A 17,318-nucleotide genomic window follows, 5' to 3' on the forward strand; every position below is an offset into this window, starting at 1 on the left:
CTTCGTGGCCGACTGGCACGCTGGTGGAACGTCGGCATCGCCCCTGCAGCGCAGCCTGCCCGCACCCCGGGGCAGCTCGTCGCGCCACCCCCCGAACCGCCTGCCCGGCTCCACGGTCCTGGCCATGGCACGGCGTCGCCCGATCTGCGGGCACCAGGAGGAACAGGACCGGACAACCCGGAGCCGAAAGGCACGTCAGAGCCACCCGGCTCAGAAGGAGCAATCATGGCTGACTACAACGCCATCATCGATCAGGTCGCAGCGGACATCAACGGATTCATGGGCGCCTCGATCGTCGACCTGTCCAGCGGCATGACCCTGGCAGCCCGCAGCGACCGCCCCAACTTCGATCTCGAGGTCGCGAGCGCCTACAACTCCGAGATGGTCAAGGGCAAGTACAAGACCATGCGCGCCCTGGGCATCGAGAGCGAGCTCGAGGACATGCTCCTGACCCTGGGTGACCAGCTTCACCTGATCAAGACGATCAACGACGAGACCTTCCTGTACCTCGCCGCGGAGAAGGACAAGACCAACCTCGCCCTGATCCGCACCACGGTCAAGCAGGTCTTCGCCAAGAACGGGATCTGATCCTGGTCGGTCCCACCGGCTGGGTCGCACCGCGGGGGGTCTCGTCCCATCAACGAGACCCCCTGCGGTGTCTGTGGCCCGCCCCGCGGCGGACTCAGTCAGGACGAGCCACCTTCAGCACGCGGAAGGCCTTGGCACTCGCGTGCCGGCTCACCTGCAGGTCCGCCAGCTCGTCGACGAGCCACCGCTGCAGCGAGTCCGAGCCGAGGTTGCGCTGCACCACCAGATAGGCCTCGCCGCCGGGCACCAGGCGTGGCAACCAGGTGCGCATCAGCTCGTGCAGGACCTGCTTGCCCACGCGGATCGGCGGGTTGGACCAGATGAGGTCGTAGCCGACGTCGCCAGGGACCTCCTCGGCGCGCAGGACCCGGACGCCGTCGAGCCTCAGCGCCGCGGCGTTGCGGCGGGCGAGGTCCAGGGCGCGCTCGTTGACGTCGACGGCGTGGACGGTCGCGCCGGGGGACAGGAGCCCCAGCGCGAGGCTCACCGGGCCCCAGCCGCAGCCCAGGTCGAGGAAGGTGCCGGTGGCGGGCGGCGGGGGAGCCTGCGAGAGCAGCACCGCCGTCCCCTTGTCCAGACCGTCGGGGGAGAACGTGCCCCGAGCGGTCTCCACGTCCACGGTGTGCCCCACCAGGCGGATCCGGATCGAGCGTCGCTCGGCCTCGCCGGCCGGCGCGCTGGACGTGAAGTAGTGCTCCTGCTCGCTCATCGCACGAAGCGTAGCCACCCCACTCAGCTCAGGACAGCAGGCGGCTGGTGCGGCGGGCCCGCTCGTCACACCCAGCGCTCGGGCGCCCGGGCGACCAGCTCTCCGAGGTGGTGGACGTCGCCGAGGCGCGCCAGGGTGGCGGTCCGCTCCTTCAGGACGATCTCGGTCACGCTGGCGTTGGGTATGCCGAACCAGCCCCGGTCGCAGGCGGCGTTGCCCTCCGGCAGCCCCAGGGCCGCCCGGATCAGGTGCTGGGCGAGCCACTCGTGGGCGACAGCCACGATCGTCCGCGCGTCGCTCGCCCGGACCCGCTCCACCAGCCGCGCCGCCCGGGCCGGGATCGCGTCGTAGTCCTCGAGACCCCCACCCCACGCGGCTGCCTCGTCGTCGACCCAGCGGACCGCCACCCCGACCGCGAGCTCGGACAGCTCGGCGAGCGGGCGGCCCGCCACGGCCACCCGGTCGTCCGAGCGCAGCCGGCCGTCCTCGACCCGTCGATAGATCCCGCCGCCCTCGACGAGGTCGGGCACGAGGACCAGCGTCGCGCCTCGTGGTCCCGGGTCGCCGACGCCTGCGCGCGCCAGCGCCGCTCCCGTCTGCACCGCGCGCGCCGTGGGCGACACCCACAGCGGCGCGTCGGCCAGGCGGTGGTCGTCGGCCAGCGCGGCTGCGAGCAGCTCGGCCTGCTTCTCGCCATACGGGCTGAGCAACGGATCGGGCACCCGTCCGACGCGGGCGCCGGTGCGGGCGTAGAGGTCGTTGTTGGTGGACTCGGCATGCCGGACGAGGACGAGGCGGCGCATGGTGCCATCCTCACGCCTCCGCGCGTTCACCCGTGCCGCCCCCCCGTGTTCACGCGAGACCCGCACAGTGGCAGGCATGTCCACGGTCTCTCGTCGCTCCCTGCTGACCGGCGCCCTCGGCGGTGCCGGTCTCGTCGCCCTCGGCCAGTCCACCGCCTCCGGCGCCCCGGCTCTCCTGCGTCCGCGCGGGGTCCTGCCGAGCGGCGTGCAGTCCGGTGACGTCACCTCCCGCTCGGCCATGATCTGGTCGCGCTCGGACCGTCCCGGCCGCATGGTCGTGCGGGTCACCTCCGGTGGCCGACGCGGCTCCTGGCGCGAGCTCGCCGGGCCGTGGGCCACCCCCAGGTCCGACCTGACCGCCAAGCTCGAGCTCACGGGCCTGGCCCCGGGCCGCGACTACGAGTACCGCGTGCAGTTCGAGGACCTCGACGGTCACCGTGGCGACGTGGGCGTCGGCCACTTCTCGACCGCGCCGGTGCACGACGCGCCGCAGTCCTTCGTGTGGACGGGCGACACGGCCGGACAGGGCTGGGGGATCAACCCCGACCTCGGCGGGATGGTGGCCTACCGCGCGATGCACCAGCTGCGCCCCGACTTCTTGATCCACTCCGGCGACAACATCTACGCCGACGGCCCGATCACCGAGCGCGTCGTCGAGCCCGACGGCCAGGTGTGGCGCAACGTCGTCACCCCCCAGGTCGCCAAGGTCGCCGAGACGCTCGACGAGTTCCGCGGGCGCTACCGCTACAACCTCATGGACGCCAACATCCGCGGGATGTCTGCCGACGTGCCGGTCATCAGCCAGTGGGACGACCACGAGACCCACAACAACTGGTACCCGGGCCAGGTCCTCGACGACGCGCGCTACACCCAGGAGAAGCGCGTCGACGTCCTCGCGACCCGCGCCCGCCAGGCGTTCTTCGAGTTCCTGCCGATCGCGGACCGCCACGGGCGGGGGCTGCACGACCTGGGCCGCGCCCCGCAGCTGTACCGCACCGTCGAGCGCGGCTCCCACCTGGACGTCTTCTGCCTGGACATGCGCACCTACCGCGACGCCAACACCCCTGGCCTGGAGACGCACCGCACGGCCTTCCTCGGCACCCGGCAGGTGGAGTGGCTCCTCGACTCGCTGCAGCGCTCGCGGGCGACCTGGAAGGTCGTCGCGGCGGACATGCCGATCGGCATCGTCGTCCCGGACGGCAAGAACATCGAGGCCATCGCCAACGGCGAGCAGGGCGCGCCGCTGGGTCGCGAGCTGGAGATCGCCTACCTGCTGAGCGAGATCAAGCGCCGCACGATCCGCAACGTCGTGTGGCTCACCGCGGACGTGCACTACTGCGCGGCGCACTACTACGACCCGGCCAAGGCGAGGTTCACCGACTTCGACGGCTTCTACGAGTTCGTCGCCGGCCCGATCTCGGCGGGCGGGTTCGGCCCGAGCACGATGGACGCGACCTTCGGTCCGCAGGTGCTCTTCCAAGGGCTCCCGCGCTACCAGAACCAGTCGCCGCGTGATCAGAAGGCGATGTTCTTCGGGTATGTCGAGATCGACCGCGCCGGCACCTTCTCGGTGAGCCTGCGCAACGGCCTCGGCGACGTGCTCTGGACCAAGGACCTGCAGCCCGCCCCCTGCTGACCCGGCGGCCCCAGTCCCGGCCTGGGCAGGCGCCGAGCCCCACCTCAGGGGCTCGGCGTCACCCCGGTGAAGGCCTCCCCGGCGGCTGGGGCCGGCATCCTCGAGCGTGGCCCCGCGGCTGCGCCCGCTGCGGCGCCGCACCTCGACGGTCGATCGGGGCGGTCCGGCTCACGACGAGCGCCGCCGGCGTGCGCGGTGGCCCTAGGCTCGTCGTCGTGGGGATCTACTGGAATGCCGTCCAGCTCGACGACGCCCAGGCGCAGGCGGTGCGACGCCGGCCTGAGGTGCTGTGGGAGCTCCTCGACGAACTGTATGCCGCGCCAGGACGCACCGAGTCCGTCGACAAGGCCTGGCACCTGCTGCACTGGGCGCTGACCGCCTCGGATGTACCCACCGGGTCCCCTCTGTCGGAGGCGCTGATGAGCGACGACGTCCTCGCCGCCGACGAGGGAGGCGACAACCTTGTGGTGCTGCTGCCCCCGTCTCGGGTCCGCGAGACCGCAGCAGCGTTGCGGTCCGCGCTGGCCGAGCCCCTGCCGGGAAGGCTGGACCCGGAGCCGCTGAAGGACTCGGTGCTCTATCCCGACTGCTGGGACGTGCGCAGCGCCAGGGCGCAGATCGAGACCTCCCTGCCCGTGCTGGTGGCGTTCTACGAAGCCGCTGCCCGGGGCAGCTACCACGTCGGTCATGTCCTCGGGTGAGGACGAGCGCGAGGAGGCACATCGATGAGAACTGTCCGGATCCGCCGGCTCGACCTGCGGCTGGGGGAGGCGGTCGTGCCGGACGGAGGCCCGACGATCGAGGTCGTGGACGTCCTGCTCGACGGTCGCACGCCGGACGAGCTGCTGGCCCGCCTGCTGACGGAGAACCCGCGCGACGAGCGGATCGGCGTCAGCCCGCAGGGTCTGCTCGCCGCCCTCCGTGGTGAGCGCGCGGAGGACGACGGCCGGGTGGCGATCAGGGAGTGCACCTGCACCTGCGAGGGCTGCGACCCCGTGCGGGTGCGGATCCGGGCCGGCACCGACGAGGTCGTGTGGGACGACCTGACCGAGGGCTGCCTCGACGACCCGGTCCCCGAGATCGCCTTCCGGTTCGACCGGGCCGAGCACGACCGGGCGATCGCCGCGCTCGTCGCCGACCTGGAGGGGTGACCGTCGGGGCCGTGCGGCGGCCGTGCGGCCGGCGGCGCCCGCGTCCGATGCCGACGAGACGTCGCTCCGGCATACGACGGGCGCCGCCGGCGTTGACGCAAATGGTTCGCCCGCCCGGGCGGGCGCGTGCGACCCTTGAGGGGATATGACTTCTACTTCACGCTTCGACCTCTTCCGGACCCGCGCCGAGGCGCTCGCGGACGACCAGGTCGACTCTCCATGGCTCGACGACGAGCAGACGTATGACGGTGAGCAGCTCGACCGCGAGGAGCGCGCAGCGCTGCGCCGCGTCGGTGGGCTGTCCACCGAGCTCGAGGACGTCACCGAGGTCGAGTACCGCCAGCTCCGCCTGGAGCGCGTGGTGCTCGCCGGGGTGTGGACCGAGGGCTCGGCCGAGGACGCGGAGAACTCCATCCGCGAGCTCGCCGCCCTGGCCGAGACCGCCGGCTCGACGGTGCTCGACGGCGTCATCCAGCGTCGGATGCGCCCCGACCCGGGCACCTTCCTCGGATCCGGCAAGGCCCAGGAGCTCGCCGAGATCGTCCGCGCCGAGGGTGCGGACACCGTGATCTGCGACGGCGAGCTGACTCCGAGCCAGCGCCGCGCGCTGGAGGACGTGGTCAAGGTCAAGGTCATCGACCGGACCGCGCTGATCCTGGACATCTTCGCCCAGCACGCCAAGTCCCGGGAGGGCAAGGCGCAGGTCGAGCTGGCCCAGTTGCAGTACCTCCTGCCGCGCCTGCGCGGCTGGGGCGAGTCGATGTCCCGGCAGGCCGGTGGCCAGGCCGCCGGTGGTGTCGGCATCGGCTCCCGCGGCCCCGGCGAGACCAAGATCGAGCTGGACCGGCGCCGGATCAACACCAAGATCAGCCAGCTCAAGCGGGACATCGTCAAGATGAAGACCGGCCGCGACGCCAAGCGGTCGAGCCGTCGGGCCAACGAGGTGCCCAGCGTCGCGATCGCCGGCTACACCAACGCCGGCAAGTCCTCCCTGCTCAACCGCCTGACCGGCGCGGGCGTCCTCGTCGAGAACCAGCTCTTCGCCACCCTGGACCCGACGGTCCGTCGCGCGCAGACGCCGGACGGGCACCCCTACACGCTGGCCGACACCGTCGGCTTCGTGCGGGCGCTGCCGCACCAGCTGGTCGAGGCCTTCCGCTCCACGCTGGAGGAGGTCGGTGACTCCGACCTGCTGCTCCACGTCGTGGACGGCTCCCACCCCGACCCCGAGGGCCAGATCTCCGCGGTCCGTCAGGTGCTCGCCGAGGTCGGGGGCGACCGGCTCAAGGAGATCGTGGTGGTCAACAAGGCCGACGCGGCCGACCCCGAGACCCTGATGCGGCTGCGCACCAACGAGAAGCACTCGATCGTGGTGTCCGCGCGCACGGGGGCGGGCATCGAGGAGCTGCGGCAGCTGATCGCCGACGAGCTCCCGCAGCCCGAGATCCCGGTCGCGGTGCTGCTGCCCTACGACCGGGGTGACCTGGTCAGCCGCCTCCACGCGGAGGGTGAGATCGAGGCCGAGGAGCACACCGGCGACGGCACCCTCGTCCACGCCCTCGTCCACCCCAAGCTGGCGGGCGAGCTCCAGGCGTATGCCGTGAGCCGCGCCTCCTCCTGACCCGACCCGGCTGCGGACGGCGCGCCGCCCGGCACCACGGTGGCGCCTCGCCGCGGTCAGCGGCGGCCCCGGGGTCGATCCCCGGGGCTCCCGGTCGGGGTCACCCTCGGCGCTGCCGGCTGGCCGCTCAGCCCGGCCGCGTGAGCCCCTGCCGGGCGTCGTCCAGGCAGGTGGCCCGCCTGCCCCGCGGCGCCCCGAAGGACCGCAGGCAGGTGCACCGCCGGTCGTCCTTGACCGCGCTCGGCAGCCGGGACCACACGAACCGCTCCATCGCGAGGTAGTCCCCGAAGTCCAGCACCGCGCCCGCCAGCAGCGGCGCCAGCTCGGCGCTCACGGTCACCCGGGTGCTCTCGGGGCGTGCGGCCAGCGCCGCGAGCGCCTCCTCGGTCCACTCGCGATCCTCCCAGTCGACGGTGTCCCACACCGACTCCTGCGGCAGCTCGCACTCGACCGCGCCACGCGGCTCGTCGGTGGTGAACGCCAAGGACCGCGCCCGGCAGCCCTCGCCACCGACATACGCATGCAGGTGCCCGCCGAGGACGGCGATCATCTCCCAGGCCGCGTCGGTGATCTCGAAGGCCACCTCACCGGCGGGGAGGGGGACGCGGGCCGGTCGGGTCATGGGTCGGCATGCTAGTGCCATGACCTCGCGCCTCGTGCCTGCCGCCGCCCCCACCACCGTGCAGACCCGGCGGCTGCGGCTGCGACCGCCCACCCTGCAGGACCGGGACTTCCACCGCGCGCTGCACTCCGACCCGGCGACGTACGCCCACGCGCCGTGGGCGATCTCGACCGATCCGACGGCCCACCTGGTGGCCCTGCAGACCTGGGTCGAGGGCTGGCAGGACCTCGGCGTGCACTACTGGCTGGTCGAGGACCGGGAGTCCGGGCGCCCGCTCGGCTTCGCCGGGGTGCGGGTCGCGGACGGCGGTATGGCGAACCTCTACTACCGCCTCACGCCGCAGGCGCACGGCGCCGGGCTGGGCCGCGAGGCCGTCCGGGCCGCGGTCGCCTGGGCCGCCGAGTGGCTGCCGACCCACCAGGTGCGTGCCGTCGCCCGCGACACCAACGCCGCCTCCCAGCGGACCGCGGAGGCGGCCGGGCTGGTGCGTGGCGAGCCCCACGAGATCCCCTCCGACCCGCCGCAGGTCGGGCCGTCGCGGGCCTTCTGGCTGCCCCGGACCACCGTGGTCCGCGGCGCGGACCACGCACCCACCTCTGCGCTGCGGGACCAGATGCTCGACCTGTGGTGCGCCGTCAACGCCGCGGGCGGCTCGGTCGGCTTCACCCGGGACTCGCCCCGCGAGCAGGTCGCGGCGCTGCTCGACGACACCCTCGCGAGCACCGACGACGAGGTCCGCACCCTGGCGGTGCTGCGCGACCACGAGGAGCGGCTGCTCGGCTTCGGCTGGTGGATCCGCCGCGAGGGCAGGCTCTTCCGGCACACGGCCACGCTCAAGAGGTTCATGGTCGACCCCGCCTGGCAGGGTCGCAACCTGGGCCGGGTGGCGCTCGCGGGGCTGCACGCGGTGGCCCGGGACCTGCCTGGGCTGGAGACCCTCGACCTGACCTACCGCAGCGGCTCGGGCCTGGGGCGCTTCTACGCCTCGATGGGGTGGGTCGAGGTGGGGCGGGTCCCCCGTGCGATCCGGGTCGGGGAGCAGGACTACCGTGACAGTGTCTGGATGGTGCGTGGCAACGACGCCCGCGCCGTCATACCCGAAGGATCCCTGTGAGCATCACCGACATCCGCGAGGCCCGCGCCGACGAGCTCGCTCTGCTGCCTGCCCTGGACCAGTCCGGGTCGGCCCACTTCCGCCGCGCCGGGATGCACCTGGTCGCCGACATGCCCGCCCCGCCGCCGGAGGCCTACGCCGAGGACCAGGCGGCCGGCCGCCTGCTCGTGGCCTGCGACGAGCATGACGAGCCGCTGGGATTCGTCCAGCTCGCCGTCGTCGACGGGGACGCGCACGTCGCCCAGCTGAGCGTCCACCCCCGTCACTCGGGCCAGCGCATCGGCGCCCGCCTCCTGGAGGCGGCCGAGCAGTGGGCCCGCCGCCAGGGCCTGCACCGGCTGAGCCTGACGACCTACAGCGGCGTCCCGTGGAATGCCCCCTACTACGCCCGTCTCGGCTGGCGGACGCTGCCCGAGGCCGAGTGGGGCAGCGAGCTGCGGGCCGTGCGCGACCACGAGCGCGAGCTCGGGCTGGACGCCTGGCCGCGCGTGGCCATGGTCCGCGAGGTGACCCCCGGCCGCGGCCGCCCGGTGCTGCGGACCGAGCGGATCGAGCTGCGCCCCATGACGATCGAGCACCTGCCGTTGCTGCACCGGCTGGACTCCGATCCCGAGGTGATGCGCCACCTGCTCGGCCGGGCCCGCACCCCGCAGGAGATCGACGCCTACTGGACGCCGCGGTGCACCGAGACCGTCGCCGACGCGGTGGGGCTCGGCTGGTGGGTGGGCTTCGCCGGGGACGACTTCCTCGGCTGGTGGGACCTCGGCCGCAGCGACCACGACCCCTGGGTGACCGTCGACCCCGACTCCGCCGAGATCGGGTGGCGGCTCGAGCGGCGCCACTGGCGCCAGGGACTCGCGACGGAGGGGGCGCAGGCCCTGCTCCGGCACGGCTTCGAGACCGTCGGCCTGCAGCGGGTGTATGCCGAGACGATGGCCGTCAACGTCGCCTCCCGCGGGGTGATGCGCAAGCTCGGCATGAGCCACGTCCGCACCGACGTCCGGGCCTTCGACGACCCGCTGCCGGGCGCCGACCAGGGCGAGGTGGTCTACGAGATCACCGCCGAGCAGTGGCGGCGAACGCACGGGACCGAGGCCGGCGCATGAGGTTCCGCAACCACCATGCCGGCTGCTGCGGCTACGTCCCCACCCGGTCGGACGGGTCCGAGTGGTCGCACGTGCTGACGCTGCGGGACGGCAGCACGGTGTATGCCGACACGGCCGACGAGGTGCTCGCCGAGCTCGTCGACGGGTGGGAGGCCCTGGGCGAGCAGGAGCGGGCCGACGCCCTGGTGCGGCACGCCGCCGAGACCGCGGCCGCCGAGCAGCAGCGCCGCACCGCCCTCGCGGTCGAGCGCGGTGCCCTCGACCTGACCGACCCCGGTGACCGGGCGCTCCTGCCGCTGCTGGAGGCCGACAAGCGACTGTCCCTGCTGCTGCAGACCCCTGACCGCCCGGGGGAGCAGGCCGACTGGCACGGTCCGGTCGAGCTGGTGCTCCTGACCACGAGCTACCGCCCGGTGGGGGAGCACCCGCCGATCGGCGGCCGGACCGTCTGGCTCGACCCGAGCTCGCCGGAGGGCTACCTCGCGAGCCTGGGTGCGTCCGGGGCCTACGACTACTGGCGGCTGTGACCGGCCGCCCGCGGTCCGACGCCGGGGCGCTCCCGGGCTGGGCGCGGTGCCCCCCGGCATGCCTTCAGCGCGGGTCAGGGGCGCTGACCTGGCCCAGCTCGAGCCCGTGGTGGCTGGTCTCGTAGCCGAGCCGGTCGTAGAAGCGGCGGGCGTCCTCGCGCCGGACGTCATTGGTGAGCTGGGCCACGCTCGCGCCGTGGTGACGCCCCCAGCGGTGCGCCCAGTCGAACAACGCCGTCCCCACCCCGGTGGAGCGCAGGTGGGGTGCCACCCGCACCGCCTCGATCTGCAGCCGGGTCGCCCCCTGGCGCGCCAGGCCCGGCAGCAGGGTGAGCTGCAGGGTGGCGACGATGCGCTCCCGGTCGTCCAGCAGCACCGCCAGCTCGTGGGCCGGGTCCGCGTCGATCCGCTCGAAGGCCTCGTAGCAGGGCGTCAGGTCCTCGCCCTCGTGGGAGGAGCCGATGACGTCGTCGCGCAGCAGCTCGACGATGGTGGGCACGTCGCGCCGCTGGGCGCGGGCGACGACGTACAGCTGGTCGTCCACCGCGAGGGTCGCCAGCTGGCGACGCTCCACGGGGGTCACGAAGACGCAGAAGGGATGTCCCGCCGGGTCGGCGAAGACGTGGAGCGGCTCGTCCTCGTCGTCGGCGCGGTCCACGATCAGGCGCGCGCCGAGGGACTCGGCCCGGCGGCGCGTCTCGGCGAGGGCGTCCAGGCAGGGGACGGTCATGTCGATGTGCAGCTGCATCGGGACCTGCGCGGACGGCCAGGTCGTGGGCGTCAGCTCGCAGACCCTCTGGAAGGCGAGGGCCGGTGCCCCCTCCGGGGTCCGCAGGACGAGCCAGTCGGCGTCGTCGGGGCCGCCGTTCATCGGTGGTTCGTCACCAGGACGGTAGACGAGCCCCAGGAGCTCGCGGTAGAACTCTGCAAGGCCTCGGACGTCGGTGGTGTCCAAGGCGGTCTGGCACAGGCGCGGACGCGGTGTCATGGCGTCAACCTAACGCGCTGTCGATCACTCGTCTCGTCATGCGGTCATGCCCTGTCCGTCGAGAGGGTGCTCGGCCATGCCGGTTCGGTCGTGTGGTCGTGCCAATCGGCTGATCAGGGAGCCGGCCTGGGGAGCTGGTCCGGTCCGGAACGACCTGTCGGCGCCGAATCGTTCACCAGGGCTTCGCCGTCGCGCCCGGGACCGGTCCCGCGGAGCTCACCCCAGATGGCGCCGGAGGTGCTCGGCCACCTCCGCGGCCCAGGGCTCGCGCAGCAACGTGAAGTGGTCGCCCGCGATCTCGACCTGCTCCCAGGCCCCCGTCAGGTGAGGTGCCCACCGGCTGCGCTGGTCCTTCTCCGGGCTCTGGGCGAGGACGACGAGGGTGGGGCCGTGCCAGGGCGGAGGGGCGTAGGCCCGGGCCATGCTGTCCGCGTGCACCGCGAAGCGCCAGGCGTCGGTCGCGCCGGCGCTGGCCTTGAGCGAGGCCCGCAGGACCCGCACGACGGACTTGACCCGATCGACGGGGGAGGTGCCCTCGACGGGAGCGGGCTGGAGCGCCGGGTCCGGGGGGAAGGAGTCCAGGATCACCAGCCGGGACTGCTGCCCGGCGGCGTGCAGCTGCCGGCACATCTCGTAGCCGACGATCCCGCCGAAGGAGTGGCCGGCCAGGTGGTAGGGCCCCTCGGGCTGGATCGCCCGCACGGCCTTGAGGTAGCGCCGCGCCAGACCTCGGACGGTCATCGAGGGCAGCCCGCGACCCTCGAGGACGGGGTTCTGCAGGGCGTAGGCCGGGCGGCCGTCCAGACGAAGGGCGATTGGCCGCAAGGCGATCCCGATGCCGCCCGCCCCGGCGACGAAGAAGATCGGCCGTCTGCCGGCCCCGTCGTCCCGCACGAGGGTGATCACGCAGGGGTCCGGCTCGCTCCGCTCCTCGCGGATGGCGGCGGCGAACTCCGACAGCGTCGGGGCCTGCGCGAGCACCGAGGTCTTGGCGCGGTCCGGGGCGATACCGAGCTCGGACACCAGCCGAGCCATGAGCGCCTCCGCCGCGAGCGAGTCGCCGCCCAGGCCGAAGAAGTCGGACTCCGGCTCGATGACCACCTCCTGCTCCAGGGCCGCCGCCCACTGCTCGGCGACCAGCTGCTCCCATCGGGAGGTCCGCTGTGGTCCGGGGTCGACGGCGGGCACGGCGGGCAGCGCGGACCGGTCGAGCTTGCCGCGGTCGTTGCGGGGCAGCGCGGCCACGAGCACGAAGGCCTCCGGGACCATGTGGGCGGGCAGGTGGGCGCGCAGCGCCTGTCGCCAGGTCGAGGCGAGGTGCGGGTCGGGCACGATCGGCTCGTCCTGCGCCAAGGAGGTGTCCTGGGGGACGACGTAGGCGACGAGCCGGGGCCGACCGTCGGTCGGGCGGGGCCCGCTGACGACCACGGACTCGCGGATCGAGTCGATGGTGGACAGGGCGGCGTCCACCTCCCCGGGGTCGACGAGGTAACCGCGGATCTTGACGCTGTGGTCGCAACGGCCGACGATCTCCAGGACCCCGTCGGCGCGACGCCGTCCGAGGTCGCTGGTGAGGTAGGTCCGGGTGCCGTCGGGGTTGCTGGTGAAGGCCGACCCGGTGGCCTCGGGCAGGCCCCAGTAGCCGAGCGCGACGTCCGGCGCGGTGACGCTCAGCCGACCGATTGCCGGGTCCCCCTCGGGGTCCGGGACGACGGACAGGACGGTCCAGCCGACCCCGCGACCGATGGGCAGCGGCCCGTCCAGCGGCGGGTGGCCGGGGGTGACGACGTACTCCGCGATCAGACCGGTCTCGGAGGAGCCGTAGCGGTTGCGGACGAAGCACTCGGCAGGCAGCAGGGCGCGGACCGCCTCGACGTCCCGGCCGTACGACGGCTCCCCGGCGACCGTCAGGTTGCGCAGGGTCCGCAGGTGGGCCGGGTCCGGCGCGGCGGCCACGAGGGCCCGCAGGATCGCCGGGCTGGTGATCATCAGCGTGCAGCCGTGCTCGGCGACGAAGGCGGGCAGCGCGGCGATCCCGCGGCTGCGGGTGTCGTAGAGCCGCATCGGGGCACCCACGAGCAGTCCGTGCACGGTGGTGGTCAGGCCCGCGTGGAAGGCGATCGGCAGGGTGTGCGCGATCGTGTCCTCCGAGGAGTAGCAGTGGGTGGCGATCGAGGAGTTCCAGGCGTCGCGGACGAGCAGGCGGTGGTCGTTGGCGACCGGCTTGGGCGCGCCGGTCGACCCCGACGTGAAGGCCAGGCAGGCCACGGCCGAGGCGGCAGGCGGGTTGTCCCACAGGACGGCGGGGTCGGTGGGCTCGCCCTCGCCCAATGGCACCGCCACCCCGCCGACCTCGGACACCAGGGGCTCGTTGTCGGCGTCGACCAGGACCAGGCGGGCGCCCGCCTGCTCCACGAGCTGGGCCAGCCGGGGCCCGGGGGTCCGCGGGTCGAGGACCAGCACCGGGTGCCCGGAGGCGATCACCGCGACCAGGGTGGCGACGGCGTCCACGGTGTGGCCGCAGCACATGGCCACGGGCTCGTGCCCGCCGAAGGACTCGGGACCACGCGCGGTCGGCGCGGGGTCCAGGTCGGCGAGCCGGCGGCGCAGCAGGAGCAGCGTCCCCGCGGCCCGGCGGGCGAGCTCGGCGTTGCTGAGCTGCTCCTGCTCGTCGGACACGGCCGGCGCGTCCGGTCGGGCGAGCACCACCTGGCGCAGCCGAGGGATCACCCCCTCGGCGATGTCGACCTCGGCCAGCTCCGTCCACCCGCCACCCTCGGTGGCGGGCGAGTCGTCCTGCTCCTGCGTCATCAGCGAGATCCCCCCAGGCCTCAGGGCGCCGGCCGTCGGCGCACCTCGATGGTCACGCTACGGGCGTGCGACGGTCTCGTCAGGGGGCTTGCCGGATGCGCGCTCCGATCGGAGTAGCCGAGCCCGGGGGCACGCTCGGACCGTCACCGATCCTCACTCGGGGTGAGACGTGCTCAGCCGTCCGCGTCCGTCCGCCCCAGCGAAGGAGCGCCGCCCGGGTCCCCGCCGTCACCGGGGCTGCGCACGGAGGCGCCCGCGGTGATCCGGGGGTATGTCGCAGGCGTGTCCTAGGGTGAGCGCGTGCCGCACCCAGACCTGGACCGCTATCTCACCGCCGCCGTCGGGGGAGTGGGTGGCAGCACCCGGCCCGGGCAGGTGGCCATGGCCCGGGCGGTCTCGGACGCCATCGAGCGCGACGAGCACCTGCTCGTCCAGGCCGGCACGGGCACCGGCAAGTCGCTCGCCTACCTCGTGCCCAGCCTGCTGCACGCCCTGGACAGCGATCATCCGGTGGTCGTGGCGACGGCGACCCTGGCGCTGCAGGCCCAGATCGTGGACCGCGACCTGCCCCGGCTCGCCGAGGCGGTCACCCCGCTGGCGGGGCGGCGCCCGACATACGCGCTGGTCAAGGGTCGTCGCAACTATGTCTGCCGGCACAAGCTCGACGGCGGGATGCCCGACGACGACGAGAGCACGCTGCTCGGCGTGGGAGCCGTCGACGCGCAGGCCGGACGTCTCGGGCAGGAGGTGCTGCGGCTGCGCAGCTGGGCCGAGCAGACCGCCTCCGGCGACCGGGACGAGCTGGTGCCGGGGGTCTCCGAGCGGGCCTGGCGGCAGGTGAGCGTGAGCGCCCGCGAGTGCCTGGGGACGCGCTGCCCGCAACGGGCGGAGTGCTTCGTGGAGCAGGCGCGCGAGGCGGCCAAGGAGGTCGACGTCGTCGTCACCAACCACTCGTTCATGGCGATCGACGCCTTCGAGGGTCGGGTGATGCTGCCCGAGCACGACGTCCTGGTCGTCGACGAGGCGCACGAGCTGGTCGACCGGGTGACCGCGACGGTCACCGACGAGCTGTCCGCCGGCATCGTGGCGACCGCCTCGCGGCGCGCCAACCGGCTGTCCGACGACGCCCCCGTGCTCGCCGAGGCGGGAGACATCCTCGGCGAGGTCCTCGACGCCCTGGAGGAGGGGAAGATCGACGACCCGCCGCAGTCGCTCGTCCAGGCCCTGATGCGGGTGCGCGACGTGGCCCGCGCGGTGCAGTCCGACCTCAAGCCCGACAAGGGCGAGGAGGACGCCGACGCCGGCGCCCGCAAGGTCGCCCAGGCCGCCGTCGGCGAGGTCTTCGACACCGCCGAGCGGATCCTGGAGGGGCGCGAGCTCGACGTGGTGTGGCTGGGCAAGGACCCGCGCCGCGGGGGCGTGCTGCGGGTGGCGCCGATGAGCGTCGCGATGGACCTGCGTGAGCACGTCTTCGGCGAGCGGACCGTGGTGATGACCTCGGCGACCCTGGAGCTGGGCGGCAGCTTCGACGCCGTCGCCGGGACGCTCGGGCTGCGCGGCAGCGGTGCACCGGCCTACACCGGGCTCGACGTGGGCTCGCCGTTCGACTACCCCCGGCAGGCCATCGCCTACGTCGCCCGCCACCTGCCGCCGCCCGGCCGCGACGGGGCCGCCCCGGAGACGCTGGACGAGATCGAGGCGCTCGTGCGGGCCTCCGGCGGGCGGGCGCTGGGGCTCTTCTCCTCGATGCGGGCGGCGCAGGCGGCCACGGAGGCGCTGCGCGAGCGGTTCGCGGCGGACGGGACACCGATCCAGGTCCTGTGCCAGGGGGAGGACCAGATCACCACGCTGGTGCGGCAGTTCGCACGCGAGCCGCACACCGCGCTGCTCGGCACGCTCACCCTGTGGCAGGGCGTCGACGTCCCCGGGTCCTCCTGCCAGCTGGTCGTCATCGACCGGATCCCCTTCCCACGGCCCGACGACCCGCTCGCCTCCGCGCGCACCCAGGCGATCGGGCGGATGGGCGGCAACGGCTTCATGGCCGTCTCGGCGACCCACGCCGCGCTGCGGCTCGCGCAGGGCGCCGGGCGGCTGATCCGGCGGGCCGACGACCGTGGGGTGGTGGCCTTCCTCGACCCCCGGATGATGACGGCGCGGTATGCCGGCTTCCTGCAGAAGTCCCTCCCGCCCTTCTGGCCCACCACCGACCGCGAGCTGGTGCTCCAGGCGCTGCGCCGCCTCGACGAGACCGCACCGCCCGTGACACCGGTCCTGGAGCCCGGCCTGCGCTCGCTGACGGGAGAGGTGACGACCGACGCCGTGGCCGCCACCCCGCGCCCGTCGGCCGACCCGCACCCGGCCCCGCCGTCGACCCGGTCGGCCGTGACCTCCGGCCACCCGTGGACCGACGACGAGGACGCCGAGCTGCGCGAGGGCGTCGACGCCGGCCTGGGCCTGGACGAGCTCGCCGACCACTTCGAGCTGGCGCCCGAGGTCGTCGAGGCCCGGCTGGCCGCGCTGCGCCTGTCGCTGCAGCCGCAGGCCGGCTTCGACCTGGGGTGACGCGCCGGTCGGCTGCCGAGGGCGCCGACGTCCCGGGGGTCGGTCGGTGGCTCGTGGCAAGGTGTATGCCGTGACCGCCACCCCCGCCTCGCGCATCCCGCCGTACGTGCTGATCGCCGGCCCGGAGACCGTGCTCGCGGACCGGGCGCTGCGGGCCACGCTCGGCGAGCTCGCCGGGCTGCACCCGGACCTGGAGACGATCACCGTGCGGGGCGGGTCCTACGAGGGTGGCGAGATCGCGATGCACGCGAGCCCCAGCCTGTTCGGCAACGCCAAGGCCATCGTCGTCCGCGACCTGGAGGAGGCCACCGACGCGCTGCAGACCGACCTGCTCGCCCACCTCGGCGCCCCGCCCGTGGACGACGTGTGGCTCGTGGTCACCCACCGCGGCGGCAACCGCGGCAAGAAGGTGCTGGACTGCCTCAGGAAGGCCGGGGCGCGGGTCGTCGACTGCCCGGCCATCAAGACCGACGCGGACAAGGCGGCCTTCGTCACCAACGAGTTCCGCGCGGCCCGGCGCAAGGCCACCCCCGACGCGGTGCGGGCCCTGGTGGAGGCCGTCGGCAAGGACACCGGCGAGCTCGCGTCCGCGTGCGCCCAGCTGGTGCAGGACACCACCGGCACGATCGACGAGGACGTGGTCGGGACCTACTACGCGGGTCGGGTGGAGGCGACGGGATTCAAGGTGGCCGACGCCGCGGTGGCGGGCAACGCCCCGGAGGCGCTGCGGCTGCTGCGGCACGCCATCGCGAGCGGGGACAACCCGGTCCCGATCGTCGCCGTCCTGGCGCTCAAGCTGCGCCAGCTCGTCAAGGTCGGGTCCGCCGGGCGGGGGCCGTCCGGGCAGCTCGCGTCCTCGCTCGGGATGGCGCCCTGGCAGATCGACCGCGCGCGCCGGGACCTGGCCGGCTGGGACGCGGAGGCGCTGGGGCGGTGCATCCAGGCGGTCGCGCAGGCGGACCACGACGTCAAGGGCGGTGGTCGCGACCCGGTATATGCCGTGGAGCGGGCGATCCTCACCATCGCGCGCGAGCACGGCTGAGGCGTCGCCCGGCCGCGAGGGCGGGCGAGCGGTCACCC

15 protein-coding genes are annotated in these 17,318 nt (G+C 73.8%); 10 read left to right on the top strand and 5 right to left on the bottom strand.

The features are described 5' to 3' along the window. Positions 1–225: 225 nt before the first annotated feature. Complete coding sequence (locus ACK2IS_RS06800) at positions 226–588, top strand: hypothetical protein (RefSeq protein WP_409485382.1); 363 nt, start codon at positions 226–228, stop codon at positions 586–588. 94 nt (positions 589–682) lie between these two features. Here the strand turns inward: ACK2IS_RS06800 and ACK2IS_RS06805 are convergent, their stop codons facing one another. Beyond that, positions 683–1,297, bottom strand: coding sequence for a class I SAM-dependent methyltransferase (locus tag ACK2IS_RS06805; protein ID WP_409485383.1), 615 nt, complete (start codon positions 1,295–1,297; stop codon positions 683–685). Positions 1,298–1,362: 65 nt separating this feature from the next. Beyond that, positions 1,363–2,100, bottom strand: a complete 738-nt coding sequence (locus tag ACK2IS_RS06810; protein ID WP_409485384.1) for a histidine phosphatase family protein — start codon at positions 2,098–2,100, stop codon at positions 1,363–1,365. A 76-nt stretch (positions 2,101–2,176) separates the two neighbouring features. Here ACK2IS_RS06810 and ACK2IS_RS06815 point away from each other — a divergent pair, with 76 nt between their 5' ends. The 4 genes from ACK2IS_RS06815 (at position 2,177) to hflX (ending at position 6,508) form a co-directional block, all read left to right on the top strand. Then, positions 2,177–3,736, top strand: a complete 1,560-nt coding sequence (locus ACK2IS_RS06815) for an alkaline phosphatase D family protein (protein ID WP_409485385.1) — start codon at positions 2,177–2,179, stop codon at positions 3,734–3,736. 215 nt (positions 3,737–3,951) lie between these two features. After that, a complete protein-coding gene (locus ACK2IS_RS06820) occupies positions 3,952–4,437 on the top strand; it encodes a DUF1877 family protein (RefSeq protein ID WP_409485386.1) in 486 nt (161 codons plus the stop codon). 24 nt (positions 4,438–4,461) lie between these two features. Continuing rightward, a complete protein-coding gene (locus ACK2IS_RS06825) occupies positions 4,462–4,887 on the top strand; it encodes a hypothetical protein (protein WP_409485387.1) in 426 nt (141 codons plus the stop codon). A gap of 145 nt (positions 4,888–5,032) precedes the next feature. After that, positions 5,033–6,508, top strand: coding sequence for a GTPase HflX (gene hflX, locus ACK2IS_RS06830; RefSeq protein WP_409485388.1), 1,476 nt, complete (start codon positions 5,033–5,035; stop codon positions 6,506–6,508). A gap of 127 nt (positions 6,509–6,635) precedes the next feature. Here hflX and ACK2IS_RS06835 read toward each other — a convergent pair whose 3' ends face one another. Beyond that, positions 6,636–7,130 carry a peptidase gene (locus ACK2IS_RS06835; RefSeq protein ID WP_409485389.1) on the bottom strand — a complete coding sequence of 165 codons (495 nt, stop codon included), beginning with the start codon at positions 7,128–7,130 and terminating at the stop codon, positions 6,636–6,638. 19 nt (positions 7,131–7,149) lie between these two features. On the opposite strand from ACK2IS_RS06835, the gene ACK2IS_RS06840 reads away from it, so the two are divergent. Genes ACK2IS_RS06840 through ACK2IS_RS06850 form a run of 3 tightly spaced genes read left to right on the top strand, consistent with a single transcriptional unit; the run spans position 7,150 to position 9,877 of the window. After that, complete coding sequence (locus tag ACK2IS_RS06840) at positions 7,150–8,244, top strand: GNAT family N-acetyltransferase (protein ID WP_409485390.1); 1,095 nt, start codon at positions 7,150–7,152, stop codon at positions 8,242–8,244. After that, positions 8,241–9,350 carry a GNAT family N-acetyltransferase gene (locus tag ACK2IS_RS06845; RefSeq protein ID WP_409485391.1) on the top strand — a complete coding sequence of 370 codons (1,110 nt, stop codon included), beginning with the start codon at positions 8,241–8,243 and terminating at the stop codon, positions 9,348–9,350. The genes ACK2IS_RS06840 and ACK2IS_RS06845 overlap by 4 nt, the downstream gene beginning before the upstream one ends. After that, entirely contained in the window at positions 9,347–9,877 is a 531-nt protein-coding gene (locus ACK2IS_RS06850; RefSeq protein WP_409485392.1) for a hypothetical protein, read from the top strand. Before ACK2IS_RS06845 ends, ACK2IS_RS06850 begins: the two co-directional genes overlap by 4 nt. Positions 9,878–9,941: 64 nt before the next feature. Here ACK2IS_RS06850 and ACK2IS_RS06855 read toward each other — a convergent pair whose 3' ends face one another. Both ACK2IS_RS06855 and ACK2IS_RS06860 read right to left on the bottom strand, forming a co-directional pair. Then, positions 9,942–10,865 (bottom strand): GNAT family N-acetyltransferase, encoded by a 924-nt coding sequence (locus tag ACK2IS_RS06855; protein ID WP_409485393.1) that lies wholly within the window; start codon positions 10,863–10,865, stop codon positions 9,942–9,944. Positions 10,866–11,081: 216 nt separating this feature from the next. Continuing rightward, positions 11,082–13,676, bottom strand: a complete 2,595-nt coding sequence (locus ACK2IS_RS06860) for an AMP-binding protein (RefSeq protein ID WP_409485394.1) — start codon at positions 13,674–13,676, stop codon at positions 11,082–11,084. Between the two features lie 300 nt (positions 13,677–13,976). On the opposite strand from ACK2IS_RS06860, the gene ACK2IS_RS06865 reads away from it, so the two are divergent. Both ACK2IS_RS06865 and holA read left to right on the top strand, forming a co-directional pair. Further along, positions 13,977–16,238 carry an ATP-dependent DNA helicase gene (locus ACK2IS_RS06865; RefSeq protein WP_409485395.1) on the top strand — a complete coding sequence of 754 codons (2,262 nt, stop codon included), beginning with the start codon at positions 13,977–13,979 and terminating at the stop codon, positions 16,236–16,238. Positions 16,239–16,284: 46 nt separating this feature from the next. After that, positions 16,285–17,280: a DNA polymerase III subunit delta gene (gene holA, locus ACK2IS_RS06870; RefSeq protein ID WP_409485396.1), complete on the top strand. Its 996-nt coding sequence runs from the start codon at positions 16,285–16,287 to the stop codon at positions 17,278–17,280. The last annotated feature ends 38 nt before the right edge of the window (positions 17,281–17,318 follow it).

The sequence above is a fragment of the Arsenicicoccus dermatophilus genome (genome assembly GCF_046267915.1).
Classification (GTDB): domain Bacteria; phylum Actinomycetota; class Actinomycetes; order Actinomycetales; family Dermatophilaceae; genus Arsenicicoccus; species Arsenicicoccus dermatophilus_A.

Excerpts from the sequence above, each read along its gene's own strand:
- ACK2IS_RS06800 (WP_409485382.1), top strand. The coding sequence starts at position 226 with ATGGCTGACTACAACGCCATCATCGATCAGGTCGCAGCGGACATCAAC.
- ACK2IS_RS06805 (WP_409485383.1), bottom strand. The coding sequence starts at position 1,297 with ATGAGCGAGCAGGAGCACTACTTCACGTCCAGCGCGCCGGCCGGCGAG.
- ACK2IS_RS06810 (WP_409485384.1), bottom strand. The coding sequence starts at position 2,100 with ATGCGCCGCCTCGTCCTCGTCCGGCATGCCGAGTCCACCAACAACGAC.
- ACK2IS_RS06815 (WP_409485385.1), top strand. The coding sequence starts at position 2,177 with ATGTCCACGGTCTCTCGTCGCTCCCTGCTGACCGGCGCCCTCGGCGGT.
- ACK2IS_RS06825 (WP_409485387.1), top strand. The coding sequence starts at position 4,462 with ATGAGAACTGTCCGGATCCGCCGGCTCGACCTGCGGCTGGGGGAGGCG.
- hflX (WP_409485388.1), top strand. The coding sequence starts at position 5,033 with ATGACTTCTACTTCACGCTTCGACCTCTTCCGGACCCGCGCCGAGGCG.
- ACK2IS_RS06835 (WP_409485389.1), bottom strand. The coding sequence starts at position 7,130 with ATGACCCGACCGGCCCGCGTCCCCCTCCCCGCCGGTGAGGTGGCCTTC.
- ACK2IS_RS06840 (WP_409485390.1), top strand. The coding sequence starts at position 7,150 with ATGACCTCGCGCCTCGTGCCTGCCGCCGCCCCCACCACCGTGCAGACC.
- ACK2IS_RS06850 (WP_409485392.1), top strand. The coding sequence starts at position 9,347 with ATGAGGTTCCGCAACCACCATGCCGGCTGCTGCGGCTACGTCCCCACC.
- ACK2IS_RS06855 (WP_409485393.1), bottom strand. The coding sequence starts at position 10,865 with ATGACACCGCGTCCGCGCCTGTGCCAGACCGCCTTGGACACCACCGAC.
- ACK2IS_RS06860 (WP_409485394.1), bottom strand. The coding sequence starts at position 13,676 with ATGACGCAGGAGCAGGACGACTCGCCCGCCACCGAGGGTGGCGGGTGG.